23 protein-coding genes are annotated in these 26,036 nt (G+C 72.6%); 7 read left to right on the forward strand and 16 right to left on the reverse strand.

The window, feature by feature from the left end:
* Positions 1 to 775: DUF5914 domain-containing protein (locus LWC35_RS25010; RefSeq protein WP_232872695.1), on the forward strand; the 775-nt coding region annotated here is incomplete at its 5' end.
* A gap of 3 nt (positions 776 to 778) precedes the next feature.
* On the opposite strand, the gene LWC35_RS25015 is transcribed toward LWC35_RS25010, so the two are convergent.
* Positions 779 to 2,380 (reverse strand): class I SAM-dependent methyltransferase, encoded by a 1,602-nt coding sequence (locus LWC35_RS25015; RefSeq protein ID WP_232872696.1) that lies wholly within the window; start codon positions 2,378 to 2,380, stop codon positions 779 to 781.
* A 78-nt stretch (positions 2,381 to 2,458) separates the two neighbouring features.
* Here LWC35_RS25015 and LWC35_RS25020 point away from each other — a divergent pair, with 78 nt between their 5' ends.
* Entirely contained in the window at positions 2,459 to 3,106 is a 648-nt protein-coding gene (locus LWC35_RS25020) for a metallophosphoesterase family protein (protein WP_232872697.1), read from the forward strand.
* A 33-nt stretch (positions 3,107 to 3,139) separates the two neighbouring features.
* Entirely contained in the window at positions 3,140 to 3,979 is an 840-nt protein-coding gene (locus LWC35_RS25025; RefSeq protein ID WP_232872698.1) for a chromosome partitioning protein ParB, read from the forward strand.
* Positions 3,980 to 3,988: 9 nt separating this feature from the next.
* On the opposite strand, the gene LWC35_RS25030 is transcribed toward LWC35_RS25025, so the two are convergent.
* The 5 genes from LWC35_RS25030 to LWC35_RS25050 all read right to left on the reverse strand — a co-directional run bounded on the left by LWC35_RS25030 (position 3,989) and on the right by LWC35_RS25050 (position 9,802).
* Positions 3,989 to 4,990: a sugar phosphate isomerase/epimerase family protein gene (locus tag LWC35_RS25030; RefSeq protein WP_232872699.1), complete on the reverse strand. Its 1,002-nt coding sequence runs from the start codon at positions 4,988 to 4,990 to the stop codon at positions 3,989 to 3,991.
* The gene (locus LWC35_RS25035; protein ID WP_232872742.1) at positions 4,987 to 6,141 is read right to left on the reverse strand and encodes a Gfo/Idh/MocA family protein; all 1,155 of its coding nucleotides are present in this window, start codon (positions 6,139 to 6,141) and stop codon (positions 4,987 to 4,989) included. The genes LWC35_RS25030 and LWC35_RS25035 overlap by 4 nt, the downstream gene beginning before the upstream one ends.
* 20 nt (positions 6,142 to 6,161) lie before the next feature.
* On the reverse strand, positions 6,162 to 7,226 hold the full coding sequence (locus LWC35_RS25040; protein ID WP_232872700.1) for a substrate-binding domain-containing protein: 1,065 nt from the start codon (positions 7,224 to 7,226) through the stop codon (positions 6,162 to 6,164).
* Positions 7,227 to 7,259: 33 nt separating this feature from the next.
* Entirely contained in the window at positions 7,260 to 8,174 is a 915-nt protein-coding gene (locus LWC35_RS25045; RefSeq protein ID WP_232872743.1) for an ABC transporter permease, read from the reverse strand.
* Positions 8,175 to 8,293: 119 nt separating this feature from the next.
* On the reverse strand, positions 8,294 to 9,802 hold the full coding sequence (locus LWC35_RS25050) for a sugar ABC transporter ATP-binding protein (RefSeq protein ID WP_232872744.1): 1,509 nt from the start codon (positions 9,800 to 9,802) through the stop codon (positions 8,294 to 8,296).
* Positions 9,803 to 9,909: 107 nt separating this feature from the next.
* Here LWC35_RS25050 and LWC35_RS25055 point away from each other — a divergent pair, with 107 nt between their 5' ends.
* Complete coding sequence (locus tag LWC35_RS25055) at positions 9,910 to 11,199, forward strand: ROK family transcriptional regulator (RefSeq protein ID WP_232872745.1); 1,290 nt, start codon at positions 9,910 to 9,912, stop codon at positions 11,197 to 11,199.
* Positions 11,200 to 11,355: 156 nt separating this feature from the next.
* Here the strand turns inward: LWC35_RS25055 and LWC35_RS25060 are convergent, their stop codons facing one another.
* From LWC35_RS25060 to LWC35_RS25095, 8 genes are all read right to left on the reverse strand, one after another.
* On the reverse strand, positions 11,356 to 12,555 hold the full coding sequence (locus tag LWC35_RS25060) for an ABC transporter ATP-binding protein (RefSeq protein ID WP_232872701.1): 1,200 nt from the start codon (positions 12,553 to 12,555) through the stop codon (positions 11,356 to 11,358).
* A 4-nt stretch (positions 12,556 to 12,559) separates the two neighbouring features.
* Complete coding sequence (locus tag LWC35_RS25065) at positions 12,560 to 13,387, reverse strand: carbohydrate ABC transporter permease (RefSeq protein WP_232872746.1); 828 nt, start codon at positions 13,385 to 13,387, stop codon at positions 12,560 to 12,562.
* A gap of 74 nt (positions 13,388 to 13,461) precedes the next feature.
* Complete coding sequence (locus LWC35_RS25070) at positions 13,462 to 14,430, reverse strand: carbohydrate ABC transporter permease (RefSeq protein ID WP_372463096.1); 969 nt, start codon at positions 14,428 to 14,430, stop codon at positions 13,462 to 13,464.
* A complete protein-coding gene (locus tag LWC35_RS25075) occupies positions 14,427 to 15,782 on the reverse strand; it encodes an ABC transporter substrate-binding protein (protein WP_232872702.1) in 1,356 nt (451 codons plus the stop codon). The genes LWC35_RS25070 and LWC35_RS25075 overlap by 4 nt, the downstream gene beginning before the upstream one ends.
* Before the next feature lie 246 nt (positions 15,783 to 16,028).
* Positions 16,029 to 16,550: a YflT domain-containing protein gene (locus LWC35_RS25080; protein WP_232872703.1), complete on the reverse strand. Its 522-nt coding sequence runs from the start codon at positions 16,548 to 16,550 to the stop codon at positions 16,029 to 16,031.
* Positions 16,551 to 16,894: 344 nt separating this feature from the next.
* Positions 16,895 to 18,088, reverse strand: coding sequence for an acyl-CoA dehydrogenase family protein (locus tag LWC35_RS25085; RefSeq protein ID WP_232872704.1), 1,194 nt, complete (start codon positions 18,086 to 18,088; stop codon positions 16,895 to 16,897).
* A gap of 38 nt (positions 18,089 to 18,126) precedes the next feature.
* A complete protein-coding gene (locus LWC35_RS25090; protein WP_232872705.1) occupies positions 18,127 to 19,107 on the reverse strand; it encodes an HpcH/HpaI aldolase/citrate lyase family protein in 981 nt (326 codons plus the stop codon).
* Positions 19,108 to 19,476: 369 nt separating this feature from the next.
* Positions 19,477 to 20,349, reverse strand: coding sequence for a PhzF family phenazine biosynthesis protein (locus LWC35_RS25095; protein ID WP_232872706.1), 873 nt, complete (start codon positions 20,347 to 20,349; stop codon positions 19,477 to 19,479).
* A gap of 63 nt (positions 20,350 to 20,412) precedes the next feature.
* Between LWC35_RS25095 and LWC35_RS25100 the strand changes: the two genes are divergently transcribed.
* Both LWC35_RS25100 and LWC35_RS25105 read left to right on the forward strand, forming a co-directional pair.
* Positions 20,413 to 21,729: a magnesium transporter MgtE N-terminal domain-containing protein gene (locus LWC35_RS25100; protein WP_232872707.1), complete on the forward strand. Its 1,317-nt coding sequence runs from the start codon at positions 20,413 to 20,415 to the stop codon at positions 21,727 to 21,729.
* Positions 21,722 to 22,276, forward strand: coding sequence for a DUF1003 domain-containing protein (locus LWC35_RS25105; RefSeq protein WP_232872708.1), 555 nt, complete (start codon positions 21,722 to 21,724; stop codon positions 22,274 to 22,276). Before LWC35_RS25100 ends, LWC35_RS25105 begins: the two co-directional genes overlap by 8 nt.
* A 143-nt stretch (positions 22,277 to 22,419) precedes the next feature.
* Here LWC35_RS25105 and LWC35_RS25110 read toward each other — a convergent pair whose 3' ends face one another.
* The gene (locus LWC35_RS25110; RefSeq protein ID WP_232872748.1) at positions 22,420 to 22,833 is read right to left on the reverse strand and encodes a MarR family winged helix-turn-helix transcriptional regulator; all 414 of its coding nucleotides are present in this window, start codon (positions 22,831 to 22,833) and stop codon (positions 22,420 to 22,422) included.
* A 224-nt stretch (positions 22,834 to 23,057) separates the two neighbouring features.
* Here LWC35_RS25110 and LWC35_RS25115 point away from each other — a divergent pair, with 224 nt between their 5' ends.
* The gene (locus LWC35_RS25115) at positions 23,058 to 24,212 is read left to right on the forward strand and encodes an Mrp/NBP35 family ATP-binding protein (RefSeq protein ID WP_372463097.1); all 1,155 of its coding nucleotides are present in this window, start codon (positions 23,058 to 23,060) and stop codon (positions 24,210 to 24,212) included.
* Positions 24,213 to 24,730: 518 nt separating this feature from the next.
* Here LWC35_RS25115 and LWC35_RS25120 read toward each other — a convergent pair.
* Positions 24,731 to 25,984 (reverse strand): aspartate aminotransferase family protein, encoded by a 1,254-nt coding sequence (locus tag LWC35_RS25120; protein ID WP_232872709.1) that lies wholly within the window; start codon positions 25,982 to 25,984, stop codon positions 24,731 to 24,733.
* Positions 25,985 to 26,036: the final 52 nt, after the last annotated feature.

A 26,036-nucleotide genomic window follows, 5' to 3' on the forward strand; every position in this document is an offset into this window, starting at 1 on the left:
GGCCTGGCGCGACGGGGCCGGTGCGCTGCACGTCGGGCCCGCGGCGTGCCCGCATCTCGGCGCCGCCCTGTGCGACGCCCCCGTCCACGACGGACAGCTGGTCTGCCGGTGGCACGGGCTCGCCCTCGGCGCCGACGGGCGGCCCGGGTGGTCGCCGCTGCCGGCCCACGACGACGGCGTGCTGGCCTGGGTCCGGCTCGACGAGCTGCTCGCGCCCGGGGAGAGCCCCACCGACGCGCCGTTGCTGGGCCCGCGGCCGCCGGCGGAGGGCTCGTTCGCGGCCGTCGCGACCGTGATCGGGCGGTGCGAGCCGGAGGACGTGGTCGCGAACCGGCTCGACCCGTGGCACGGCGCCTGGTTGCACCCGTACTCGTTCGCCTCGCTGCGGGTGCTCGACGCGCCCGCCCCCGGGGTCTCCGAGGCCGAGGACCGCTTCCTCGTGGAGGTCGGCTTCCGGGTGGCCGGGCGGATCGGGGTGCCGGTGCACGCCGCGTTCAGCTGCCCCGAGCCGCGCACGGTCACGATGGAGATCGTCGACGGCGAGGGCACCGGCAGCGTGGTCGAGACGCACGCGACGCCGCTCGGTCCCGGCCCCGACGGCGCCCCCCGCACCGCGGTGATCGAGGCGGTCGTCGCGTACTCGGACCGGACCGGGTTCGCGCACGTCGCGAAGGTGGGCAGCGCCCTGCGCCCGCTGGTCCGCGGCACCGCCGCCCGGCTGTGGAAGGACGACATCGCCTACGCGGAGCGCCGCTACACGGTCCGCACGCGCTGACGGCTACTCCTCGTCCACGCCCCGGTCGTCCTCCCCGCGCACGGCCTCGCGCTCCGACCGGCGCGGCCACGGCGAGCCGGGCGGCTCGGTGGGGGCGGCGCTGCGACGGGGGGCGCGGAAGAGGTTGCGGACGCGGCTGGTGGCCGCACCGCGTGACGGGTCGGGCTCGGGCTCGGGTTCGGGCTCGGGCTCGGGCTCGGGGCGAGGCTCGGGCTCCCGCTCCCGCTCGGACTCGTCGCGCGGCTCCGGTCCCGGCCGCGGTTCGGCGGGCGGGACCGCCTCGGCGTCCCCGACCTCGGCGTCCCCGACCTCGGCGTCCCCGACCTCGGCGTCCCCGACCACGGCGTCCCCGACCACGGTCGCGGCCTCGGCCTCCGCCGGGCGGTCGGCCTCCCGCTCCTCGCTCTCGACCACGGGCAGCCCGGCCGGCGGGGTCTCGGCGTCGGGGTCGGCGTGGGTGAACAGCACCCTCTCGTCCGGGTCGTCGAGGTACTCCGTGCCGTCGAGGTCGTGGTTGTCCTCGAACTCGTCCATGTCGGCGTACGAGGTGGGCAGGTCCGAATCCGTGTCCGGGTCGTCGTCCCGCGCCCCGTACCCGGCCTCGTCCCCCTCCTCGTCGAGGTCGAAGACGTCGTCCCGGTCGTCCTGCTCGTCCCCGTCCCCGGGGTCGGCGCGCTCGTCCCGCCGCGACGCCGGGCCCCACTCCGGGCGCACCGACGGGCTCGGCCGCGGCACCGGGACCGGCGCGGCGGGCGGCGTTCCCCTGCCGGTGTCCCTGCCGGTGTCCCTGCGGCCCGCCCAGGTGTCCGTGTCGGCGTCGGCCGGGTCGCCGGCATCGAGGTCGTCGAGCGGCTCGTCGGCCTCGTCCTCGGGCTTGCGGCCGAGGAAGGTGTAGAGGATGTGCTCCTGCCAGCCGCCGACCGTCTGCACCCGGACGTCGGTGAACCCGGCGACCTCGAGCCGCTCCTTGAACGTGGTGGCGGAGTCGAAGCGCAGCACCGAGTGCCACAGGAACGACGCCATCCCCGGCACCCGCCCGCGCATCCGGATCCGCGGCAGGTAGTCCAGCCAGCACGCGGCGGTCCAGCGCGCCCGGGCCGCGCGGTCGCCGCGCACCGAGTACTCGTGGACCGCGAGCGGGGCTCCCGGCTCGAGCAGCTCCAGCAGGTAGTCGAGGGTGTCGTCGAGGTTGCGCTGGTGGCGCATCTGGAACACCACGAGGATCCCGTCGAAGCGCGGCTCGATCCCCTCGGCGCGCAGGGCGTCGTCGAGCGTGCCGAGGGTGCCGTGCAGGAACCGGTAGTCCGGCGCCCAGTCCAGCCGCCGCGCCATCCCGACGAGCTCGGCCGACTCGTCGACGGCCACGACCTTCCACCCCGGCGCCTCGTCGACGACCCCCTGCACCGGCGCCCCGCTGCCGCAACCCAGGACCAGCAGTGTGCGCTTGCGCCCGCTCAGCCCCATCCGGTGGATCGTGGTCCGCAGCTGCGCGCGGTACGCGTCGCTGGTGCGCACGATCCGGTCGAACGCCCGGGCGGGCTGGTCGAGGGCGGTGTCGGCCGCCGGGAGGACGGTCTCCGGCGCGCTGGTGTCCGTTCCGCTCACCCGCACGATCCTGGCCCATGCGAGGCCGTCACCCAAGGGGACGCGCGCCGCGACGAGAGCGAATAGGCTGGTCGGGCGATGGTGCGAACCCTGGCCGTGGCCGACGAGGAGATCCCCGGACTGCGCTGCGGCGCAGCCCGGCGCAGCGGCGTCGACCTCGTCCTGGCTGCGGGCGACCTCCCGTTCGACTACCTCGCCGCGATCGCCGACGCCGTGGACCGGCCCGCGGTGATGGTCCCCGGCAACCACGACCGCGACCTGAGCGGCTTCCGCCAGCGCCGCGGGCTGTGGACCAGCGCCGGGCACCCGTGCGAGTGGCCGGGGCCGGCCGGTTTCGAGAACGCCGACGGCCGCGTCGTCGACGCCGGCGGGCTGCGGATCGCCGGGCTCGGCGGCTGCCTGCGCTACCGGCCCGGCCCGAACCAGTGGACCGAGGCGGAGCAGACCCGGCGGGCGAAGCGGCTGGTCCGGCTGGCGAAGCGCGCCGTGCGGAAGGACGGCCGGGGCGTCGACGTCCTGCTCACGCACGCCCCGCCGCGGTACTGCGGCGACCGCGAGGACGGTCCGCACCGCGGCTTCGTCTGCCTGCACGGCGTGGTCGCGCAGCTGCAGCCGCGATTCCTGGTGCACGGCCACATCCACCCCTACGGTGAGGCCGTACCGGACCGGATGATCGGCACCACCCGGGTCGTCAACGTCGTCGGCAGGAAGGTGCTGGAGCTCTAGTGGAGGCGGAGGCGGAGCTTGCGGAGCCGATCAGTGGACACGGGTTTCCCGCAGGCCGACGCGGAGCACGACTTCCTGCGCCAGCGCCGCCGGCAGGTGCTCTCGCGCCTGGTGGCGTGGCTGCGCCACGAACCCGACGACGTCTCCGAGATCCTCCCGTTCGACGAGGTCGTGGCCGCGCTCGGCCGCACCGGTGAGCGCCGGTTGCCGGGCATCCAGGTCGTGGACCTCGACACGGTCGTCGGGAGCGTGGACCGCACCACGGACTTCGACCGCTGGTTCCGGCCGCGCAGCCGACACAGCCGGGAGCGCTGGGAGCGGCTGGCCCGTGCGCAACGCCGTGGCGAGACCATCCCGCCCGTCGACCTCTACCGGGTGGGCGGGCTGCACTTCGTCCGGGACGGCCACCACCGCGTGTCGGTCGCGCACGCCCTCGGCCTGCGCACGATCGACGCGCTGATCACCGAGGTCACCACGAAGATCGACCCGAACGGCATCGTGCACCGCGGCGACCTCATCACGAAGGACCTGCGGCGGGTCTTCCTCGACCGGGTGCCCCTCGGCCGCGCCCAGCTGGCCACGATCGAGGTCGCCGACGCCTGGAACTACGCCGAGCTGTCCGAGACCGTCGAGGCCTGGGGCTTCCGGCTCATGCAGAGCGAGGGCCGCTACCTCGACCGCGAGACCGTCGCCCGGCGCTGGTGGGCCGAGGAGTACCGCCCGGTCGTGCGGCTGCTCACCCAGGCCGCGCTGATCGGCGACCGCACCGAGACCGACGCCTACCTGCACCTCACCTGCCAGCGCTACCGCCTGCTGCGCACCCACCGCTGGGACGACGAGGTGGTCGAGCGGCTGCGCGCCGACCCCGGCTGAGGTCGTCGCTCAGCCGCCCCCGAAGGCCGAGTCGAAGGCCGCCCCGGGCGGGTCGAACAGGTTGCGCCGCACGAACGCCAGCGCGTCCGGTGCCCCGACGAGCCGGTCCATGCCCGCGTCCTCCCACTCGATCGACACCGGCCCGTCGTAGCCGATCGTGTTAAGCATCCGGAAGCACGCCTCCCACGGCACGTCGCCGTGCCCGGTGGAGACGAAGTCCCAGCCGCGCCGCGGGTCCGCCCACGGCAGGTGCGAGCCCATGCGGCCGTTGCGCCCGTTGCCGACCTGGCGCTTCGCGTCCTTGCAGTCGACGTGGTAGATCCGGTCCTTGAAGTCCCACAGGAACCCGACCGGGTCGAGGTCCTGCCACACGAAGTGGCTCGGGTCCCAGTTCAGCCCGAACGCCTCCCGGTGCCCGACGGCCTCCAGCGCCGCGACCGTGGTCCAGTAGTCGTAGGCGATCTCGGACGGGTGCACCTCGTGCGCGAACCGCACGCCCACCTCGTCGAACACGTCGAGGATCGGGTTCCAGCGCTCGGCGAAGTCCCGGTAGCCCGCGTCCACCATCGACTGCGGGACGGGCGGGAACATCGCCACCGTCTTCCAGATCGACGAGCCGGTGAACCCGACGACCGTGCGCACCCCGAGCTTCGCCGCGGCGCGGGCGGTCACCTGCATCGCCTCGGCCGCCCGCTGCCGGACGCCCTCGGGCTCGCCGTCGCCCCACACCCGCGCGGGCACGATCCCCTTGTGCCGCTCGTCGATCGGGTCGTCGCAGACGGCCTGGCCGGTGAGGTGGTTGGAGAGGGCGAAGACCTGCAGCCCGTGCTTCTCCAGGATGTCGCGCCGCTGCTGGACGTAGCCGTCGTCCTCGACGGCGGCCCACGGGTCGAAGTGGTCGCCCCAGCAGGCGATCTCCAGCCCGTCGTAGCCCCACTCCCCCGCGAGCCGGGCCACCTCGGTGAAGGGCAGGTCGGCCCACTGCCCGGTGAACAGCGTGACCGGTCTCATGACGCGTCCCCCTCGATCGTCTCCCAGCAGCTGCCCCCGGCCGCGGACCGTTCGACCGCGTCGAGCACCAGCTGCACCTGCAGCCCGTCGGCGAACGACGGCACCGGGTCGGTCCCGGAGCCGATGTCGCGCACCAGGTCCGCGACCTCGTGCACGAAGGTGTGCTCGTAGCCGAGCCCGTGCCCCGGCGGCCACCAGGCCTCCAGGTACGGGTGCGTCGGCTCGGTGACGTGGATGCGCCGGAAGCCGGCGGTGTCGGCCGTCTCGGTGCCGTCGTGGAACCAGAGCTCGTTCATGTTCTCGAAGTCGAACGCCAGCGAGCCGTTGCCGCCGTTGATCTCCAGCCGCAACGCGTTCTTGCGCCCGGTCGCGAAGCGGGTGGCCTCGAAGGAGGCGAGCGCGCCGCCGGCGAACCGGCCCACGAACAGGGCCGCGTCGTCGACGGTCACCGGGCCGCGCTCCGCTCCCCCGGCGCCGGACAGCCCGCCGGAGGCCGTCGCCAGCGGCCGCTCCTTCACGAACGTCTCGGTGACCGCCGAGACCCCGCTGAGCCGGTCGCCCACCACGTACTGCGCGAGGTCCACGATGTGCGCGCCGATGTCGCCCAGCGCCCCCGACCCCGCCTTGTCCCGCTGCAGCCGCCACACCAGCGGGAACTGCGGGTCGACGATCCAGTCCTGGAGGTACACCGCACGCACGTGCCGCACCGGGCCGATCCGGCCCTGCTCCACCAGCCGCCGGGCCAGCGCGATCGCCGGCACCCGCCGGTAGTTGAACCCGACCATCGACCGCACTCCGCGGGTCCGCGCCCGCTCGGCCGCCGCGACCATGGCCCGGGCCTCGTCGACGCCGTTGGCCAGCGGCTTCTCGCACAGCACGTGCTTGCCGGCGTCGAGCGCCGCGATCGCGATCTCCGCATGCGTGTCGCCCGGGGTGCACACGTCGACGAGCGCGACGTCGTCCCGGGTGAGCAGCTCCTTCCAGTCGGTCTCCACGTCCCGCCACCCGAGCTTCGCCGCGGCCGCCCGGGCCGCCGCGGGGTCGCGGCCGCACAGGACCGCCATGTCGGGGGCGAGCGGCAGGTCGAACACGTGGGCCGCCGTGCGCCACGCCTGCGAGTGCGCCGCACCCATGAAGGCGTAGCCGATCATGCCGACGCCGAGCCGCGGCGTCACGACTCGAAGCCCAGCGGCAGGTAGTCGGCGACGTTGTCCCTGGTGATGGTCGCCGAGGCCAGCGTGATCGACGTCGGGACCTCCTTCTCCACGAGGTCGCCCATCCCGCGGTTCTGCGCGACGAGCCGGGCCAGGGCGATCGCCGACGACGCCATGGTCGGGCTGTAGGTCACCGTCGCCTTGAGCACGGTGTTGTCGGCCTGGATGTCGCGCATCGCGTTGGCCGAGCCCGCGCCCCCCACCATGAAGAACTCGGTGCGCCCGGCCTGGTTGACGGCGGCGAGCACGCCGATGCCCTGGTCGTCGTCGTGGTTCCACAGCGCGTCGAGCTTCGGCGCGGCCTGCAGCAGGTTGGCCGTGACCCGCTGCCCGCCCTGCGCGGTGAAGTCCGCCGCCTGCCGGGGCCCGACCGCGAAGCCGTAGGAGGCCAGCGCGTCGGAGAAGCCCCTGCTGCGCTCCTGGGTCAGCGGGAGGTTGTCGATGCCGGCGACCTCGCCGATGACCGGGTTCGTGACGTTGGCGGCGCGGAGCCGCTCGCCGATGTAGGTGCCCGCGCTGACGCCCATGCCGTAGTTGTCCCCGCCGATCCACGTCCGGTAGGCCAGCGGCGAGTCGAAGACGCGGTCGAGGTTGATGACGGGGATGTCGGCGTCCATCGCCCGGCGGCCGAGGCTGGTGAGCTGGCTGCCGTCGTTGGGCAGGATGACCAGCGCGTCGACCTTCTGGTTGATCAGCGTCTCGACGGCGGCGATCTGCTGCGCGACGTCGTTGGTCGGGTTCACCGGCGCGAACGTGACGTCGGGGTACTGCTCGGCCTGCGCCTTGGCGTTGTTCGCGATGGCCGCGATCCAGCCGTGGTCGGCCGCGGGCGCGGAGAAGCCGATCGTGACGGGGGCGCCCGGGGTGGCGTTGTCGCCGGCGGCCGCGGCGACGTTGGCCCCGGACCCGCTCGACGGGGCCTCGTTGCTCGTGCAGGCGGCCACCGTGGCGGCCGCGCCGACGCCGAGCGCCGCGAGGAAGCCGCGGCGGCCGAGGCCTCCGGGCAGGAGGGAATCGGACATGGCTCTCGCACTCCTTCGTGGACAGCGGCCGGATCAGGTGGTGGACGAGCGCCGGGCGCGGGCCTGGATCAGCACCGCGACGACGATGATCGCGCCCTTGGCGATGTTCTGGACCTCGATCGCCAGGTTGTTCAGCACGAACAGGTTGGTGATCACCGTGAACACCAGGACGCCGAGGATGGAGCCGACCAGCGTTCCGCGGCCGCCGGTGAGGAGCGTGCCGCCGATGATCACCGCGGCGATGGCGTCGAGCTCGTAGAGCGTGCCGTGGGTGCTCGAGCCGGTCGTCGTCAGCGAGGCGATCATGATCGCCGCGATGCCGCAGCAGAGCCCGGACACGACGTAGAGCAGGACGGTGTGCCGCCGCACGTCCACGCCGGCCAGCCGGGCCGCCTCGGCGTTGCCGCCGATCGCGAAGGTCCGGCGGCCGAACGTGGTGCGGTTCAGCACGACCCAGCCCACGGCGATGACCACGGCGAAGAGGTAGACCAGCAGCGGGATGCCGAGGATGCGGGTGCTGGCGATCGCCGCGATCACCGGGTCGGTGACGATCTGGCTGCGCCGCCCGGAGATCAGCTCGGCCAGGCCCTGCGCCGAGATCAGCATGGCGAGTGTGGCGATGAACGGGACGATGCGGCCGTAGGCGATGAGCACGCCGTTGACGAGCCCGGCGCCGACGCCGACCGCCAGCGCGCAGAAGATCATCACGAGCGCGCCGAACGACTGGGTCGCCACCGTCGTCGCCCACACCGACGCCAGCGCCATCACCTTGCCGACGGACAGGTCGATGCCGCCGCCGATGATCACGAACGTCACGCCGACCGTCAGCACCCCGATGATCGACGCCGAGGTCAGCACGGTCAGCAGGTTCGACACGGTCGGGAAGGTCCGCGGGGCCGTCACGACGCCGACCACCGCGAGCAGCACCAGCACCGCGACCAGGCCCATGTTGCGCCCGACGCCGCCCTCGAACAGCACCCGCACCAGGCGCGAGGGTTCCGGGCGCGCGGGCGGCCGGGCCTCCGGTGCCTCCGGCGCCCGCGCCTGCGAGGTCGGGCTCTGGTCGTTCACGACCCCGCCCCCGCGAGTCCGTCGGCGGTCATGTCCGCTCCTTCCATCACCAGGTCGAGCACCCGGTGCTCGTCGAGCTCGGCGGCCGGGCCCGCGTGCACGATCCGGCCCTCCCGCACGACGAGCACCCGGTCGGCCAGCCCCAGCACCTCGGGCACCTCGCTGGACACCAGCACCACCGCGACGCCCTCGCCCGCGAGCCGGCGGACCAGCGCGTAGATCTCGCTGCGGGCGCCGACGTCGACGCCGCGGGTGGGCTCGTCGAGCAGCAGCACCGTGCAGCCGTGCAGCAGCCACCGGGCCAGGACGACCTTCTGCTGGTTACCGCCGGAGAGCGTGCGGGCGGGACGGCGCGGGTCGGCGGGGCGGACGTCGAGCTGCGCGGTGACCACGCCGGCGTCGGCCAGCTCGGCCTCGCCGCCGAGGAAACCGCCGCGGGCGAACCGGCGCAGGGAGGCCAGGGAGACGTTGCGCATCACCGGCTCGTCGAGCAGCAGCGCCTGGGTCTTCCGCTCCTCGGGGCACAGGCCCAGCCCCGCCCGCACCGCGGCGGGCACCGACCCGCGCGGCAGCGCCCGGCCGCGCACCCGGACCCCGCCGGTGTCCGCGCGCCGGGCGCCGTAGATCGTCTCGAGGATCTCCGAGCGGCCCGAGCCGACCAGGCCGGCAAGGCCCACCACCTCGCCCGCCCGCACGGTGAACGCGACGTCGGCGAACTCGCCCGCGCGCCCCAGGCCGTCGACCTCGAGGACGACCTCGCCCGCCGGGCCGGTCGACGGCGGGAACACGTACTCGAGCGCGCGGCCGGTCATCAGCCGGATGACGTCGGCGGTCGGGGTGGTCCGGGCGGGGAGGTTCCGGGCGACCGTCCGGCCGTCCTTCAGCACGGTCACCCGGTCGCCGATCTCGCGGATCTCCTCCAGGCGGTGCGAGATGTAGACGACGGCGACGCCGTCCGCGGTGAGCTCGCGGATGACGCGGAAGAGGTTGCGCACCTCCTCGGGATCGAGCACGGCCGAGGGCTCGTCCATCACGATCAGCCGGGCGTCACGCGCCAGTGCGCGGGCCATGCCGACGATCTGCTGGCCCGCGGCGGACAGCTCGCCGAGCTCGCGGCGCGGCGGGATCTCCGGGTGGCCGAGGCGCGCCAGCAGCCGGCGGGCGGTCTTCTCGGCGTCCCGGGGGCGGGTGAACCCGAGCCGGGCGGGCTCGTGGCCCAGCACGACGTTCTCCGCGACCGACAGGCCCGGGACCAGGTCGAGCTCCTGGTGGATGGTGGCGATGCCGGCGGCGTCGGCGGCGTGCGGCGAGCCGAAGGCGACCGGCGCGCCGGCCCAGGTGATCGCGCCGGCGTCCGGACGGTGGGCGCCGGCCAGCACCTTGATCAGGGTCGACTTGCCGGCCCCGTTCTGCCCGAGCAGGCAGTGCACCTCGCCGGCCGCGACGTCGAGATCCACACCGTCGAGCGCGCGCACGCCGGGGAACGTCTTCACGATCCCGCGCATCGTCAGCAGTGACGCCACGGGGGAAACGTAGAAGCGTTGACCAGCGCCGTACAACGACCGAATAATGCCGCTTCACGCTGTTTATCGGACGATATCGGGGCGTGACGATGGCGTTGCCGCACTCGACCGCACCCCGGGCCCCGCTGCCCGGGCCCACCCTGCTGCCGCCGTTGCGGCTGAGCGCCCCGTCCCAGTCCGGGCGCATCGTCCCGGCGCTGCTGCTCAGCACGGTCGCCCGGCTGGTCGCGTCGGACACCGCGGTGAGCAAGGCCGACCTCGTCGCCGCGACCGGCCTGGCCAGGACCACTGTGAGCACCGCGGTCGACGAGCTGCTCGCCGGCGGCCTCCTCCGCTTCGACGGGCTGCGACCGACGGCCGGCCGGGGGCGCCCCGCCGAGCGGCTCGCGCTCGCGGCGGAGGGCGGTCAGGTGCTGCTCGCCGACGTCGGCGCGCGGGGCGCGCACCTCGCCGTGACCGACCTCAGCCAGCGGGTGCTCGCGCACGCGCACGTCGACCTCGACGTCACGGACGGGCCGGACACGGTGCTCCGGACGGTGGAGACGCAGCTCACCCGGCTCCGCGGCGACTCGACCGTTCCGGCCCGGGCCGTCGTGATCGGCCTGCCCGGGCCGGTCGACAACCATCTCGGGATCCCGGTGCGGCCGCCGATCATGCCCGGCTGGCACGCCTACCCCGTGACCACGCGGCTCCGGCAGACCTTCGGCTGCCCGGCGGTGCTGGAGAACGACGTGAACCTGCGCGCGCTCGGCGAGGCCCGCGCGCTGCCGGCCGACCAGGTCCCGCTGCTGTTCGTGAAGATCGGGACCGGCATCGGCGGCGGGCTCGTGACCGGCGGCGGCTCACTGCACCACGGCGCCGACGGGGCGGCGGGCGACATCGGACACGTCCGGGTCCGCGGGGCGCCCGACGACGCGTGCGTCTGCGGCAACGTCGGGTGCATCGAGGCCGTCGCCTCGGCCGGGGCCATCGCGCGCCGCCTCGGCCACCGCGACGCCGCGCCGTCGATCGCCGACCTGCGGGCGATGCTCGGGCGCGGCGACGCGCGCGCGGTCGCGGCGGTGCGCGAGGCGGCCGGGCTGATCGGCGAGCTGGTGGCGACGCTCGTGCACCTCTACAACCCGGCCCGGGTGACCATCGGCGGCTCCCTCACCGCCGCCAGCGACGAGCTGCTCGCCGGGGTCCGCAGCGTGGTCTACCAGCGCGCGCTACCCCTCGCAACGCGCAACCTGGTGCTGACCAACAGCGTGCTCGGCGAGTACGCGGGCGTCGCCGGCGCCACCGTCCTCGGCATCGAGCGGGTGCTCTCCGCCGAGTCCATCGGCCTCCTCCTCCCCGCCCCCCGACCCGCTCTCCCTCCCGCGGGTCGCGAGCACTGACACCGCGAGTCGCGAGCATTGGCACCGCGAGTCGCGAGCATTGACACCGCGAGTCGCGAGCTCTGACTCCGCGAGTCGGGAGGTCCTGCATCTCGCGACTCGCGGCGCAGGAGCTCCCGACTCGCGGTGCAGGAGCTCCCGACTCGCGCGAGGGCCTCAGACGGTGGCGGGGGCGGCCTCGCTCGTCGTCAGGTTCTTGCCGGTCTTGGGGTCGAAGACCTGCAGCTTCGAGGTGTCCACCCACACGTCGACGGACTGGCCCTCACGGGCCGAGGACGTGGCGGACAGCCGGGTGACCAGCTGGCCCGCGTCGCCGCCCGGAACGTCGGCGGTACCGGCGTCGGCGGCCAGCTCGGCGAGCTCGTCCGAGGTCGCCTGCTCCTCCACGCTGAAGTAGGCGAACTTGTCCGAGCCCATCGACTCCAGGACGTCGACCTGGGCGGTGAAGGTGGAGCCCTGGTGGCGGATGCCCTCGTCGATCAGGGCGGAGTCCTCGAAGTGCTCCGGCCGGATGCCGACGATCACGTCCCGCTCGGCGCCCGACGCGGACAGCGTCTGCCGCAGCTGGTCGGACAACGCAAGGTCACCGAGGGCCGTGCGGAGCGAGTCGTCCTCCAGCCGCGCCGGCAGGAAGTTCATGGCCGGCGAGCCGATGAACCCGGCGACGAACAGGTTGGCCGGGTTGTCGTACAGGTGCTGCGGCGAGCCGATCTGCTGCACCACACCGCTGCGCATGACGACGATCCGGTCCCCGAGCGTCATGGCCTCGGTCTGGTCGTGCGTGACGTAGACCGTGGTCGTCTCCAGCCGCTGCTGCAGCTTGGAGACCATCGTCCGCATCTGGACGCGCAGCTTGGCGTCGAGGTTCGACAGCGGCTCGTCCATGAGGAAGGCCTTGGGGCTGCGGACGATCGCGCGCCCCATCGCCACGCGCTGCCGCTGGCCGCCGGACATGTTGGCGGGCTTGCGGTCCAGGTGCTGGGTGAGGTCGAGGATCTTCGCCGCGTCGGTGACCTTGCGGTCGATCTCCGCCTTGTCGACCTTGGCCAGCTTGAGCGGGAAGGCCATGTTCTCCCGCACCGTCATGTGCGGGTAGAGCGCGTAGGACTGGAACACCATGGCGATGTCCCGGTCCTTCGGCGCGCGCTCGTTCATGCGCTGGCCGCCGATGCGCAGCTCGCCGTCGGAGATGTCCTCGAGCCCGGCGATCATGTTGAGGGTCGTGGACTTCCCGCAGCCGGAGGGCCCGACGAGGATGATGAACTCGCCGTCGGCGATCTCGATGTTGACGTCGTCGGCGCCGAGGGTGCCGTCGGGGTACCGCTTGTAGACGTGGTCCAGGACGATGTCGGCCATCGGGTTATCCCTTCACTGCGCCGGAGGTCAGCCCGGCGACGATCCGGCGCTGGAAGAACAGCACGAAGACGATGATCGGAATGGTGAGCAGCACGGCCGCGGCCGCGATCGAGCCGGTCGGCTCGGCGAACTGCGAGGCGCCGGTGAAGTTCGCGATCGCCACCGTCGCCGTCTGCGAGCGGCTCGTCGACGTCAGCGAGATCGCGAACAGGAAGTCGTTCCAGCAGAAGATGAACACGAGGATCGCCGTGGTGAACACGCCCGGCGCGGCCAGCGGGACGATGACCGAGCGGAAGGCCTGCAGCGGCGTGGCGCCGTCCATCTTGGCCGCCTTCTCCAGCTCCCACGGGATCTCCCGGAAGAAGGCGGAGAGCGTGTAGATCGCCAGCGGCAGCGCGAACGTGATGTACGGCAGGATCAGCCCGATCCAGGTGTCGAAGATGCCGATCCCGCGGAAGATGTCGAACAGCGGGCTGACCAGCGAGATCTGCGGGAACATCGCGATCAGCAGCGAGACGCCGACGAGGACCTTCTTGCCCGGGAAGTCCAGCCGGGCGATGGCGTAGGCCGCCATGGTCCCGATGACGACGGCGAGCACCGTGGAGATCAGCGCGATGCCGATGGAGTTCCGCAATGCCGCCGTGAACAGGCCGATCTGGAAGATCTGGGCGTAGTTGTCGAGCGTCCAGCTGCGCGGGAAGAAGTTCCCGTCCGTGATCGTGTCGGTGGTCTTGAAGCTCAGCGACAGGATCCACAGCACCGGCACCAGCGCGTAGAGCAGCACGACCAGGTCGGCGACCGCCCACCAGGTCTTCTTCTGCCCCTCGGACATGCCCGCGCCCTTGGACGAGCCCTTCGCCGGGGCGGCCGGTCGGGACTCCACCGCTGGGCTGATCGTGCTGGCCATCAGCGCTTCCCCTCGTCGGACCCGGGCGCCGCGGCGCCGAATATCTTGATGAACAGGAACGCGATCAGCGCGACGGCGATGAAGATGAGCACGCTGATCGCCGAGCCGATGCCCAGGTTGAAGGCCTTGAACAGGTTGTCGTAGCCCAGCATCGACACCGAGCCGGTGCCGTTGGAGCCCTGCGTGAGGATGTAGATGTTGTCGAACACGCGGAAGGCGTCGAGCGTGCGGAACAGCAGCGCGACCAGGATGGCCGGCTTCATCATCGGCAGGATGATCCGCGTCAGCCGCTGCCACGGACCTGCGCCGTCGACCTGGGCGGCCTTGAGCAGGTCGTCCGGCACGAGGGCGAGGCCCGCCATCAACAGCAGCGCCATGAACGGCGTGGTCTTCCAGACCTCGGCCAGGATGATCAGCAGGATCGCCGACACCTGCCCGGTCAGCGGCGCGGCGCCCTCGGGCAGCATCGCCGCCAGGTAGCCCTTGTCCGGCGTCCAGGCGAACTGCCAGCTGAAGGCCGCGACGACCGTGACGATGCCGTACGGGATGAGCACGACGGTCCTGGTCAGGCCGCGCCCGACGATCGTGCGGTGCATGACCAGCGCCAACGCCAGGCCGAGCACGAACTCGATCGCCACCGAGACGATCGTGATGATCATCGTGACCAGGAAGGCGCGCCACCAGTACTCCGACGTGAGCACGGCGGCGTAGTTGGCGAACCCGGCGAACGCGCGGTCGGCCGGGAACCGCAGGTCGTAGCGCTGGAAGGACAGCCAGATCGCGTAGACGATCGGGTACGCCGTGACCGCGACCATGATGATCGCGGCGGGCGCGCAGAGCAGGAGCCCGAGCCGGCGCTCGGCCTTCTTGCCCTCCGACAGCGCCGGCTTGCCCTTCCGGTGCGCCCCGCCCTGCTGCTCGGTCTGCTGTGTCGTCGAGGCCGCGAGGGCCCCGCTGTCGATGCTCACGGGACCAGCCCTTCGGAGTTCTGCGCGCGGACGATCTGGTCGGCGAGCTCGGCCGGGACCGCCGCGGGGTCGATGTCCGCGGGCGGGTTGAGCTGGTCCGAGATCACGATCGAGATGCTCTGGTAGGCCGGGGTCTTGGGCCGCACGCCCGCGTTGTCCAACGACTCCTTGATGGCCTGCCAGGCCGGGTACTCCTGCTGGAAGGACGGGTCAGAGTACAGCGCCTCCAGCGTCGGCGGGACGCCGCCGTCGACGGCGTTGCGCAGCTGGTTCTGCCGGTTGCGCAGACACTGCACGGCCTCGAACGCCAGGTCCTTGTGCAGCGACGTGCTGCTCACACCCAGGTTCAGGCCGCCGATGGTGACCTTGGCGGGCTCGCCCGGGTTCACCGACGGGTACGGCGCCCACTTGAACACGTCGACGACCTGGCGTCCGGTGTCCGTCGCGGCGGGCCTGCCCTGCTCGTCGATGAAGGTGCCGCCACCGCCGCCGTCCGGCGGCGGAGTGTTGATCGAGGCGTAGACGAACGGGTAGTTGATCTGGAACGCGGCGGTGCCGGCCTCCATCGCCAACCGGCCGTCGTTCTCCTTGGCCACCGACAACGACGGGTCCGACGCCGGCGACGCCGCCACCCGCTTCATGATCGCCGCGGCCTTCTCCGCGTCGCCCGAGCCGGGCTGCTCGGCGATGAGGACCTTGCCGTTCTCGTCGACGATCTGGCTGCCGGCGCTGTTGACCAGCGTGTTGAACCAGACGGTGAGGCCCTCGTACTGGGCGCCCTGGACCTCGATGTAGGAGGGCAGGCCCTTCTGGTGCAGCTCCTCGGACATCTGGATCATCTCGTCCCACGTCTTCGGCGGGGTGGGCACGAGATCCGAGCGGTACCAGAGGATCTGGGTGTTGGTGTTCAACGGGGCCGCCCACAGGTCGCCCTGGTAGGTGCCGGTCTCGAGCGGGCCGGCGAGCGTGCCCTGCTCGACCTGCGCGCGGACGTCCGGCGGGAACTTCTCCAGCCAGCCGGCCTTGGCGAACTCCGCGGTCCAGGTGACGTCGATGCCCACGATGTCGACGGCGGTGTCGCCCGCGACGAGCCGGCGGGCCAGCTGGAGCCGCTGGTCGTCCGCGCCCTTGGGGAGGGTCTGCTGGGCGATCGTGTACCGGCCGTTCGCCGCCGCGGTGCAGTCCTTCGCGGCCTCGGCGTACTGGGTCGCGCCGTCGGCCGGGGTGTAGAAGTTCAGCGTCGGCGGCCCGGCCGCCTCGGCCCCGCAGCCGGCCAGCATCGCCGCGGTGAGCACCGCACCGCCCGCGGCCGCCCAGCGGCCCCGCCCGCGACGCCGTCTGCGGCGCCGCACGTCGGTTCCCCCGCCCCTCGTGCCCGGCGGCTGCCCCATTCCGGCCTCCCGTTCCGTCGACGCGCAGGCGCCGGTAGGGACGCGGCGGCGCAGCATCGCACAGTCGTGTGACCCCGATCACGTGGAGCGATCGGTAGGGGAAACCTATGTCGGGTCCGGGCACCCCGCAATCCGAGATGGCGGCAGTGACCAAGCCGAGACCTGATCAGACCGAAATGGACACCAACGGACGAGTCCGGCTTGCGCTCAGGCGCCCGCGGCGGTACCCATCGCCAGCTTGGCCAGCAGCTCGCGGGCCTTCTCGGCGTTGCGCGGCTGGCACAGCACGTCGTACCGGCCGGCGACCATCTGGCTCGACGAGGTGAAGTCCCGGCGACCGCGGGTGCCCCAGTACTGGGCCGCCGCGAAGGCGAGGCCGAACACGATGCCGCCGAGCAGGGCGACCACGATTCGGACGATGCCACCGCCCCCGGTGCTGAACAGGCTGAGCAGCAGGCCCACGAACAGACCGAACCAGGCGCCGGACGCCGCGCCCGACAGGAGCACACGACCCCAGGTGAGCCGCCCGACGATCCGCTCGACGAGCATCAGGTCGACGCCGACGATCGTCACGTCCCGCACGGGGAAGTCGCTGTCGGCGAGGTGGTCGACCGCCCGCTGCGCCTCCTCGTAGGTGGCGTACGAGCCGACCGGCCAACCGGTGGGCGGGGTGGGCAGGTTGGGCAGGCCCGGTGCGGGCTGTCCGCTTCCGCCGAACGGGGTGGTCACGGGCTCTCTCCTCGGTACGGCCGACTGGACACCTCGGACATCTCGGTGCCCATGGTGTCAACGACCGGGACCGCGCCGAAGTGCCCTCCGCGCTGGTCACGATAGAGGCACACCGCCTGCAGCGCTGCCACCACGCCCATGATCACCGCGCCGGACCCCGGTTCGGCCGGCGTCGTGGCCGTCCGAGGTCACCCCCGGCGTACGTCGGTCGGCCGAGTCGGGTCGTTCGGAGGTGTGCCCGCACGACGCGAACGTCGGCCCTGGGATCCGGGGGACGCACGGAAAAGGCCTGGCAAAGGCGGACGGCGCCTCCCGGGCGGGAGACGCCGTCCGCACGAGCGGGCTCAGCGGGAGCGGTACTCCTTGAGCAGGCCGCGGGAGATGATCGTCTTCTGGATCTCGGAGGTGCCCTCGCCGATCAGCAGGAAGGGCGCCTCGCGCATCAGGCGCTCGATCTCGTACTCCTTCGAGTACCCGTAGCCGCCGTGGATCCGGAAGGCCTCCTGGGTGACCTCGGCGCAGTACTCCGAGGCCAGCAGCTTGGCCATGCCCGCCTCGACGTCGTTGCGCTCGCCGCGGTCCTTGAGCCGGGCCGCGTTGACCATCATGAGGTGGGCGGCCTCCACCTTGGTGCCCATCTCGGCCAGCTTGAACGCGATGGCCTGGTGCTCGGCGATCGGCTTGCCGAAGGTGGCGCGCTGCTGCGCGTACTCCACCGCCAGCTCGAAGGCCCGGATCGAGATGCCGCAGGCGCGGGCCGCGACGTTGACCCGGCCGACCTCGACACCGTCCATCATGTGCGAGAAGCCCTTGCCGGCCTCCCCGCCGAGGATCTGCGAGCCCGGGATCCGGAAGCCGTCGAACACCGCCTCGGTGGTGTCGACGCCCTTGTACCCCATCTTGTCGATCTTGCCGGGGATGGTGAGCCCGGGGACGACCTCGCCGAAGCCGGACGGCTTCTCGACCAGGAACGTGGTGAGGTTCTGGTACGGCTTCGGCTGCCCGAGGTCCGTCTTCACCAGCAGCGCGATCAGGTTCGACGAGCCGCCGTTGGTCAGCCACATCTTGGCGCCGTCGATGACGTAGTCGTCGCCGTCCTGCTTGGCGCGCGTCTTGATCGCCGCGACGTCGGAGCCCAGGTCCGGCTCGGACATCGAGAAGGCGCCCCGGGTCTCCCCCAGCGCCATCTTCGGCAGGTACTTCTGCTTCTGCTCCTCGGTGCCGTGGTGCATCAGCATGTACGCCACGATGAAGTGGGTGTTGATCACGCCGGAGACGCTCATCCAGCCGCGCGCGATCTGCTCGACGACCAGGGCGTAGGTCAGCAGGGACTCGCCCAGCCCGCCGTACTCCTCGGGGATGGTGAGGCCGAACAGCCCCATCTCCTTCATCCCGTCGACGATGTCCTGCGGGTAGGCGTCCGCGTGCTCGAGGGCGGTGGCGTGCGGGATGATCTCCTTGTCCACGAACGTGCGGACGGTGGAGATGATCTCCTCCTGCACGTCGGTGAGACCGGCCGTCTGGGCCAGGCGGGCCATGTGCTTCCTCCTCGCTGAAGTCGTGCGCTACCGGGCCCTCACGCCTCCGGCGGGGTCCACTTGTCGCTGCGCTGCATACCCGCGGCGCGGCCCTTGCCCGAGATCACCAGGGCCATCTTGCGGGAGGCCTCGTCGATCATCTCGTCGCCGAGCATCGCGGCTCCGCGCTTGCCGCCGGCCTCCGAGGTGAACCACTCGTAGGCGTCGAGGATGTTCTCGGCGTGGTCGTAGTCCTCCTGCGACGGGCTGAAGACCTCGTTGGCCGCGTCGATCTGGCCCGGGTGCAGCACCCACTTGCCGTCGAAGCCCAGCGCGGCGGAGCGGCCGGCGACGCGCCTGAAGCCGTCGACGTCCTTGATCTGCAGGTACGGACCGTCGATGGCCTGCTTGTCGTGCGCGCGGGCCGCCATCAGGATCGACATGAGGATGTGGTGGTAGGCGTCGCCGACGTCGTAGCCGGGCGGCTGCTCGCCCACGACCAGGGACTTCATGTTGATCGACGCCATGAAGTCGGCCGGGCCGAAGATGATGGTCTCGACGCGCCGGCTCGCGGTGGCGATCTCGTTGACGTTCGTCAGGCCCAGCGCGTTCTCGATCTGCGCCTCGATGCCGATCTTGCCGACCTCGTAGCCCATGGTCTTCTCGATCTGCGTGAGCAGCAGGTCGAGCGCGACGACCTGCTGCGGCGTCTGCACCTTCGGCAGCATGATCGCGTCCAGGTTGGCGCCGGCGCCCTCGACGACCTCGACCACGTCGCGGTAGGTCCACTCGGTCGTCCAGTCGTTGACCCGGACCACGCGGGCCTTCTCGCCCCAGCCGCCCTCGTTCAGCGCGGCGACGATCGTCTTGCGGGCGCCGGGCTTGGCCAGCGGCGCGCACGCGTCCTCGAGGTCCAGGAAGACCTGGTCGGAGTTCAGCGTCCGGGCCTTGTCGATGAACTTCTGGCTCGAACCTGGGACCGCCAGGCAGGACCGGCGGGGGCGGAGCGGGCGTGTGCTCGCGGACTCCACAGACGTCACTGTCGAACTCCTCGTCGCTGATCGGGGCTCGTTGGATGCTGGCACGTCCGGGCGCCGAGCGCGCCGTCAGGTGATTGGTTTCTCACCCACGGGAGGTGGACGGCGGTTACCCGTCGGTACCACCCCTCCGGTCGGACGGTCCGAGCGGGTGGGTGGGGTGGCGCGGCCGACGGGGCACCGTCCTCCGGTCGCGCACCCGGGACGGCGTGACACATCCGGCACACATCCGGCGCGGCCCCGTTCCCCACCCGCGAGGGCGGCCGCACACGCCGTCGACCGGGTGTCCGGGGCCGAAGGGGGTGTGCGACGCCCCGGTCGGGCGCGGGAGCTGGCGGGGGGTCCGGCCGAGCCCAGTGGTCGTGCAGTCGGTCAGGGGAGGGCGGTGAGCTCGCCGCGGGAGACCGGGACCACGCCGCCGCGCACGGTGGTGGCCACCGCCCGCCCGTCCTCGGCCCGCACCTCGACGTCGAGCACGGAGGGGCGGCCGATCTCGGCGCCCTGGGCGATGGTGAAGCGCGACGGGACGTCGGGTGCGAGCAGTCCGCGGTCGGTGAGGAACACCCCCAGCGCGACGGCGGCGGAGCCGGTCGCGGGGTCCTCGTCCACCCCGACCCCGGCGCCGAACATGCGCAGGTGCACCTGCCGGGCGTCGCCGGAGACGCTCGCGACCACCAGCCCGGTGAGGTCGGCGGTCTGCGCGCGCACCGCCTCGGCGTCGGGCACCGCACGGGCGACGGCGTCGGGCCGGACGAGCAGGAACGCGTACGGCACGCCCGCCGAGGCGACGCCCGGCGCCGCCGCGCCGTCGACGTCGTCCGGGGTCAGCCCGGCCGCGGTGGCGAGCAGGGCGGCGTCGAGGTCCTCGCCCACCTCCGGTCGGCCGCCCGCGACGCGCGCCCCGTCGGCGTCGACCGCCACGGGCAGGAGCCCCGCCCCGCACTCCTGCACGACGTCGCCGTGCCGGATCGCGCCGTCCCGGGCGAGGACCCAGGCCGCCCCGACGCTCGGGTGCCCGGCGAACGGCAGCTCGACGGCCGGGGTGAAGATCCGCACCCGGTAGTCGGCCTCCGGGGTGGTCGGCGGCAGCGTGAACACGGTCTCGGAGAGGTGGAACTCGGCGGCGATCGCCTGCATCGCCGCCGCGGAGGGTTCGTGCTGCTCGCAGCGGACCACGGCGAGCGGGTTGCCCGCGTACGGGCGGTCGGTGAACACGTCCACGACGTCGAAGCGGAGGCTCGGCACGACACGCAGGGTAGGGCCGCTCCGACCCCGGCCCCACCTGGGACGACGGCCTAGTCTGTGCCCATGGGCGCGGCGCGGATCTTCGTGGCACGGATGGCGGGCCTCGCCGTGTTCGGGCCCGACGGGGAGCGGATCGGCAAGGTGCGCGACGTCGTCGCGACCCTGCGGCTCGACGCCACCCCGCCCCGGGTGCTCGGCCTGGTCGTGGAGCTGTCGAGCCGGCGCCGCATCTTCGTCCCGATGCTGCGCGTGGCCGACGTCGATCCCGCCGCCGTCACGCTGGCCACCGGCTCGGTCAGCCTGTCCGGCTTCCACCAGCGCCCCAACGAGACTCTCGTGCTCGGGCAGATGCTCGACGCCCCGGTCGCCGTCCGCGAGTCCGGCGAGGCCGCCGTCGTGGTCGACGCGGCGATGGAGCAGACCCGCAGCCGGGACTGGGTGGTCAGCCGGCTGGCCCTGCGGACCGGTCCGCGCCGGCTCGGCCGCCGCAACCCGGTGCAGGTGCTGCCGTGGAGCGCGGTCCAGGGGCTGACCCTGTCCGACCGACAGGGCACCGAGGGCCTGCTCGCGGTGTTCGACTCCATGCGCCCGGCCGACGTCGCGGCCGCCCTGTCCGAGCTGCCGCGCAAGCGGCAGCGCGAGGTGGTCGACGCGCTCGACGACGAGCGGCTGGCCGACGTGTTCGAGGAGCTGTCGGAGAACGACCAGCGCGTGCTCTTCGCGCACCTGGACTCCGAGCGGGCCGCGGACGTCCTCGAGGCCATGTCCCCGGACGACGCCGCCGACTTCCTGGGCGAGCTCGACGACGAGGAGGCGGGGCGGCTGCTCGCGCTGATGGAGCCCGAGGAGTCCGAGCCCGTCCGGCGGCTGTTGACGTACGAGACCCGCACCGCGGGCGGTCTCATGACGCCGGAACCGATCGTCCTCCGCCCCGACGCGACCGTGGCCGAGGCACTCGCGCACGTCCGGAACCCGGACGTGCCGCCGGCGCTGGCCAGCATGGTCTTCGTCTGCCGCCCGCCGAGCGCCACCCCGACCGGGCGCTACCTGGGCTGCGTGCACAGCCAGCGGCTGCTGCGAGAGGCGCCGTTCGAGCTGGTCGCGGGGCTGGTCGACAGCGAGCTCGCCCGGCTGGAGCCCGACGCCTCGATCGAGGAGATCACCCGCTACTTCGCCACCTACAACCTGGTGGCGGGCCCGGTCGTCGACCCGGAGGACCACCTGCTGGGCGCGGTCACCGTCGACGACCTGCTGGACCACCTGCTGCCGGAGGGTTGGCGGGACCAAGCGCTCGGGCACGTCGAGCCCGGGGTCGGCGAGCTCGCGCGCAACGGAACGGGACCCACCGGGTCCGCACGGACGGGGGTCAGGGATGCCTGAGCTGCAGACCGGCCGCCGCCTCGACCAGCCGCTGCTGGGCCGGCGGCGGATCGAGTTCGACCCGGACGGCTTCGCGAGCGCCGCGGAGCGCATCGCGCGCTTCCTCGGCACCGGGCGCTACCTCGCGATCCAGACCGTGATCGTGATCGTCTGGATCGGGCTGAACCTGGTCAGCTGGTGGCTGCAGTGGGACCCGTACCCGTTCATCCTGCTCAACCTGGCCTTCTCGACCCAGGCGGCGTACGCGGCGCCGCTGATCCTGCTCGCGCAGAACCGGCAGGACGACCGGGACCGGATCGCCCTCGAGGAGGACCGCCGCCGCGCCGAGCGCACCAAGGCCGACACCGAGTACCTCGCCCGCGAGCTCGCGGCGCTGCGGCTCGCGGTCGGCGAGGTCGCCACGCGGGACTACCTGCGCGGCGAGCTGGAGCGGCTCACCCAGAACCTGGAGGCCACCGTCGACGCGGCGGTGCGCGGCGAGCAGACCGACCGCCGGCCGGAGAAGCGCCTGGAGAAGCGCGAGGCCAAGCCCGGCCGCCGCCGCTGACCGCGCCTGCCCGATCCCGCGGGTCGCGGCCCCGAGCTCCCGCGAGTCGCGAGAACCGGCAGCGCGAGTCGCGAGAACCGGCAGCGCGAGTCGCGAGAACCGGCAGCGCGAGTCGCGAGAACCGGCAGCGCGAGTCGCGAGAATCAGGCCACGACCAGGCGGGCGCAGATCCGCTCGAGCGCCGCGAGGTCGTCGGCGTCGAGCCGGGTCGCGAAATGGCTCGTCACCCCGCGCAGGTGGGTGCGCGCGGCGGTGCGCAGGCGGTCCAGGCCGGCCGGGGTGAGTCCCGCGGCGACCCCCCGGCCGTCGGACTCCACCCGCGCGCGGCGCACCAGCCCGGCGCGCTCGAGCCGGTCGACCAGCCGGGTCACCCCGGAGCGGGAGAGGAGCACGGCGTCGGCCAGCTCGGTCATGCGCAGCCGTCTCCCGGGGGCCTCCGCGAGCTGGACCAGCACGTCGTAGGCCGCCAGCGAGAGCTCCTGCTCCGCGACGAGTTCGGTCTCCAGCGCCCGGGTGATCGTGGCGTGCGCTCTCAGGAACGCCCGCCACGACGCCATCTCCTCCGGCCTCGGCACGACCTGCGCCGACCGGTCCTTCCCCCCGTGCGCGGACCCCGTGGTGTGCAGGCCGTCGGAACCGGCCCGCCCTTCGGCGATGTCCGTCACGTCGGTAGATGCTACGGACGCGAGAGCCGGCGCGGGACCGCACGTAGCATGGGAGGGGACACGCCGTGACCGTACTCGCGGCACTCGTCGACGAGGAAGGTTCAGCGGAGACCCAGATGTCCCTCATGGGAAACACCAGCACCGAGACCGTCGAGCAGGCGATCCGCGCCGCGCTGAGCAAGGTCGAGGACCCCGAGATCCGCAAACCGATCACCGAGATCGGCATGGTCAAGGGCGTCACGGTGTCCCCGGACGGCGTCGCGCAGGTGGGCGTCTACCTGACGGTCGCCGGCTGCCCGATGCGCGAGACCATCACCAACCGCGTGACCGCCGCGGTGTCCGCGGTACCCGGGGTGAGCGAGGTCCGCGTCGAGCTGGACGTGATGAGCGACGAGCAGCGGACCGCCTTGCGCCGGCAGCTGCGTGGCGACTCCGACGAGCCCGAGATCCCGTTCGCCCAGCCCGGCTCGCTGACCCGCGTGTACTGCGTGGCGTCCGGCAAGGGCGGCGTCGGCAAGTCCTCGGTCACCGTCAACCTGGCCGCGGCGATGGCCGCGAAGGGCCTGCACGTCGGCGTGGTCGACGCGGACATCTACGGGCACTCGGTCCCGCGGATGCTGGGTGCGGCGGACCGGCCGACCAAGGTCGACAACATGATCATGCCGCCGCAGGCGCACGGCGTGAAGGTCATCTCGATCGGCATGTTCGTCGCCGACAACACGCCCGTCGTGTGGCGCGGCCCGATGCTGCACCGCGCGCTGCAGCAGTTCCTGGCGGACGTGTTCTGGGGCGACCTGGACGTCCTGCTGCTGGACCTGCCCCCGGGCACCGGCGACATCGCGATCTCGACCGCGCAGCTCATCCCGAACGCCGAGCTGCTGGTGGTCACCACCCCGCAGCAGGCCGCGGCCGAGGTGGCCGAGCGGGCGGGCTCGATCGCCGTGCAGACCCGGCAGCGGATCGCGGGCGTGATCGAGAACATGTCCTGGCTCGAGATGCCCGACGGGACCCGGATGGAGGTCTTCGGCGCGGGCGGCGGGCAGACCGTCGTCGACCGGCTGACGCAGACCCTCGGCGCCCCCGTCCCGCTGCTCGGCCAGGTGCCGCTCGAGCCGGGTGTGCGCGAGTGCGGCGACTCCGGCACCCCGATCGTGCTGCGCAGCCCGGAGACGGCGGCGGCGCAGGTGCTCAACGGCATCGCGGAGAAGCTGACCGTCCGCTCCCGGGGCCTGGCCGGGATGAGCCTCGGACTCTCCCCCGTCCGCAAGTAACCGCGTGAGAGAGCCATGACGCGACGTGGCCTCAGGCCCGATCGCGTCATGGCTCCTTGATGCGCGAATGAACCGACCCTAGGTGCGTTATGGAACCATACGCGCTGACGAGCCGGCTCCCAACGCGCTATAGAACCATAATGCGCTGACGAGCAAGTTCTGGACGCGTTATGGAACCATGATGCGCCGACACGCCGGTCCCGAACGCGTCATGGAACCATAATGCGCTAACAAGCCGGCCTCGGCGCGTTACGGAACCATAACGCGCCGACGAGCCAGCTCCCAACGCGCTATGGAACCATAACGCGCTGACGAGCAAGTTCTGGACGCGTTATGGAACCATAACGCGCTTAGGATCCGGTTCCCAACGCGCTATGGAACCATAATGCGCTAGCAAGCCGGTCCCGAACGCGCTATGGAACCATAACGCGCTGACGAGCAAGTTCTGGACGCGTTGTGGAACCATGATGCGCTCCGGCACATCCGAAATGCGCATCATGGTTCCCTCGTACAAGCGGTCAGACCGCGTTCGCGAGGGCCTTGCTCCAGAGCGCCACGCCCTCGTCGACCTGCTCGGCCGTGGTGATGAGCGGCGGGATGAACCGCACGACGTTGCCGAACGGGCCGCAGGTGAGCAGCAGCAGGCCCTGCTCGGCCGCGGCCGCGTGCGCCTTGACGGCGGTGGCGGCGTCGGGCGAGCCGTCGGGCGCGGTGAACTCGACGGCCACCATGAGGCCGAGGCCGCGGACGTCGCCGACGCCCTTGACGTCGGCCGAGGCGCCCCGCAGGCCCTCGAGCAGCCGGCGCCCCTGCACGGCGGCGTTGTCGACCAGGCCCTCCTCCTGCACCACCTCGAGGGTGGCGAGCGCGGCGGCGCAGGCGACGGCGTTGCCCCCGTAGGTCCCGCCCTGCGAGCCCGGGCGCGCCTTGCTCATCAGGTCGCGGGAGGCCGCGATGCCGGACAGCGGGAACCCGCTGGCCAGGCCCTTGGCGGTGATGAGGATGTCCGGGGTGAGGCCCTCGGTGTGCTGGTGGCCCCAGAACTTCCCGGTGCGGCCGAAGCCGGTCTGCACCTCGTCGGCGATCAGCAGGATGCCGTGCCTGTCGGCGCGCTCGCGCAGGCCGCGCAGGAAGGCCGGCGGCGTGGGCACGTAGCCGCCCTCGCCGAGGACCGGCTCGATGATGAACGCGGCGACGTCGGCGGCCGGCGCGGTGCTGACGAGCTGACGGTCGAGCTCGGCCAGCGCGAACTCGACGGCCTGCTCCTCGCTCCAGCCGTAGCGGTAGGCGTAGGGGAACGGCGCGAACACCGTGCCGCCCATCATCGGGCCGATCCCGGAGCGGATCTTGGCGCCCGACGTCGTGAGCGCGGCGGCACCCATCGTGCGACCGTGGAAGCCGCCGTCGAAGGCCAGGATCAGCGGGCGGCCCGTGGCGTGCCGGGCCAGCCGGACCGAGGCTTCGACGGCCTCCGAGCCCGAGTTGAGGAAGAAGACGCTGTCGAGCGCCGGCGGCAGCACGTCGCCGAGCCGGTCGGCGAGCTTCAGCAGCGGCTGGTGCATCACGGTCGTGTACTGGCCGTGGATGAGCGTGGCGACCTGCTCCTGGGCCGCGGCGACGACCTTCGGGTGGCAGTGCCCGGTGGAGGTGACGCCGATCCCGGCCGTGAAGTCCAGGTACCGACGCCCCTCGGTGTCGTAGAGGTGGACGCCCTCGCCGCGCGCGGCCTGGACGGGCGTGGCCTGGGTGAGGACCGGGGACAGCTGTGCCATGGAACTCCGCTCCACGAGTCGAGGATTGTCGCGTTGTCGACAATCTCAGGGA

This window comes from Pseudonocardia kujensis (genome assembly GCF_021283305.1).
GTDB classification, from domain to species: domain Bacteria; phylum Actinomycetota; class Actinomycetes; order Mycobacteriales; family Pseudonocardiaceae; genus Pseudonocardia; species Pseudonocardia kujensis.

Bases quoted from the DNA above. Each gene is read 5' to 3' on its own strand.
- LWC35_RS25020 (WP_232872697.1), top strand. From the start codon at position 2,459: ATGGTGCGAACCCTGGCCGTGGCCGACGAGGAGATCCCCGGACTGCGC.
- LWC35_RS25030 (WP_232872699.1), bottom strand. From the start codon at position 4,990: ATGAGACCGGTCACGCTGTTCACCGGGCAGTGGGCCGACCTGCCCTTC.
- LWC35_RS25035 (WP_232872742.1), bottom strand. From the start codon at position 6,141: ATGATCGGCTACGCCTTCATGGGTGCGGCGCACTCGCAGGCGTGGCGC.
- LWC35_RS25040 (WP_232872700.1), bottom strand. From the start codon at position 7,226: ATGTCCGATTCCCTCCTGCCCGGAGGCCTCGGCCGCCGCGGCTTCCTC.
- LWC35_RS25045 (WP_232872743.1), bottom strand. From the start codon at position 8,174: ATGGGCCTGGTCGCGGTGCTGGTGCTGCTCGCGGTGGTCGGCGTCGTG.
- LWC35_RS25050 (WP_232872744.1), bottom strand. From the start codon at position 9,802: ATGCGCGGGATCGTGAAGACGTTCCCCGGCGTGCGCGCGCTCGACGGT.
- LWC35_RS25055 (WP_232872745.1), top strand. From the start codon at position 9,910: ATGGCGTTGCCGCACTCGACCGCACCCCGGGCCCCGCTGCCCGGGCCC.
- LWC35_RS25060 (WP_232872701.1), bottom strand. From the start codon at position 12,555: ATGGCCGACATCGTCCTGGACCACGTCTACAAGCGGTACCCCGACGGC.
- LWC35_RS25065 (WP_232872746.1), bottom strand. From the start codon at position 13,387: ATGTCCGAGGGGCAGAAGAAGACCTGGTGGGCGGTCGCCGACCTGGTC.
- LWC35_RS25085 (WP_232872704.1), bottom strand. From the start codon at position 18,088: ATGGCCCGCCTGGCCCAGACGGCCGGTCTCACCGACGTGCAGGAGGAG.
- LWC35_RS25100 (WP_232872707.1), top strand. From the start codon at position 20,413: ATGGGCGCGGCGCGGATCTTCGTGGCACGGATGGCGGGCCTCGCCGTG.
- LWC35_RS25105 (WP_232872708.1), top strand. From the start codon at position 21,722: ATGCCTGAGCTGCAGACCGGCCGCCGCCTCGACCAGCCGCTGCTGGGC.
- LWC35_RS25110 (WP_232872748.1), bottom strand. From the start codon at position 22,833: ATGGCGTCGTGGCGGGCGTTCCTGAGAGCGCACGCCACGATCACCCGG.
- LWC35_RS25115 (WP_372463097.1), top strand. From the start codon at position 23,058: ATGTCCCTCATGGGAAACACCAGCACCGAGACCGTCGAGCAGGCGATC.
- LWC35_RS25120 (WP_232872709.1), bottom strand. From the start codon at position 25,984: ATGGCACAGCTGTCCCCGGTCCTCACCCAGGCCACGCCCGTCCAGGCC.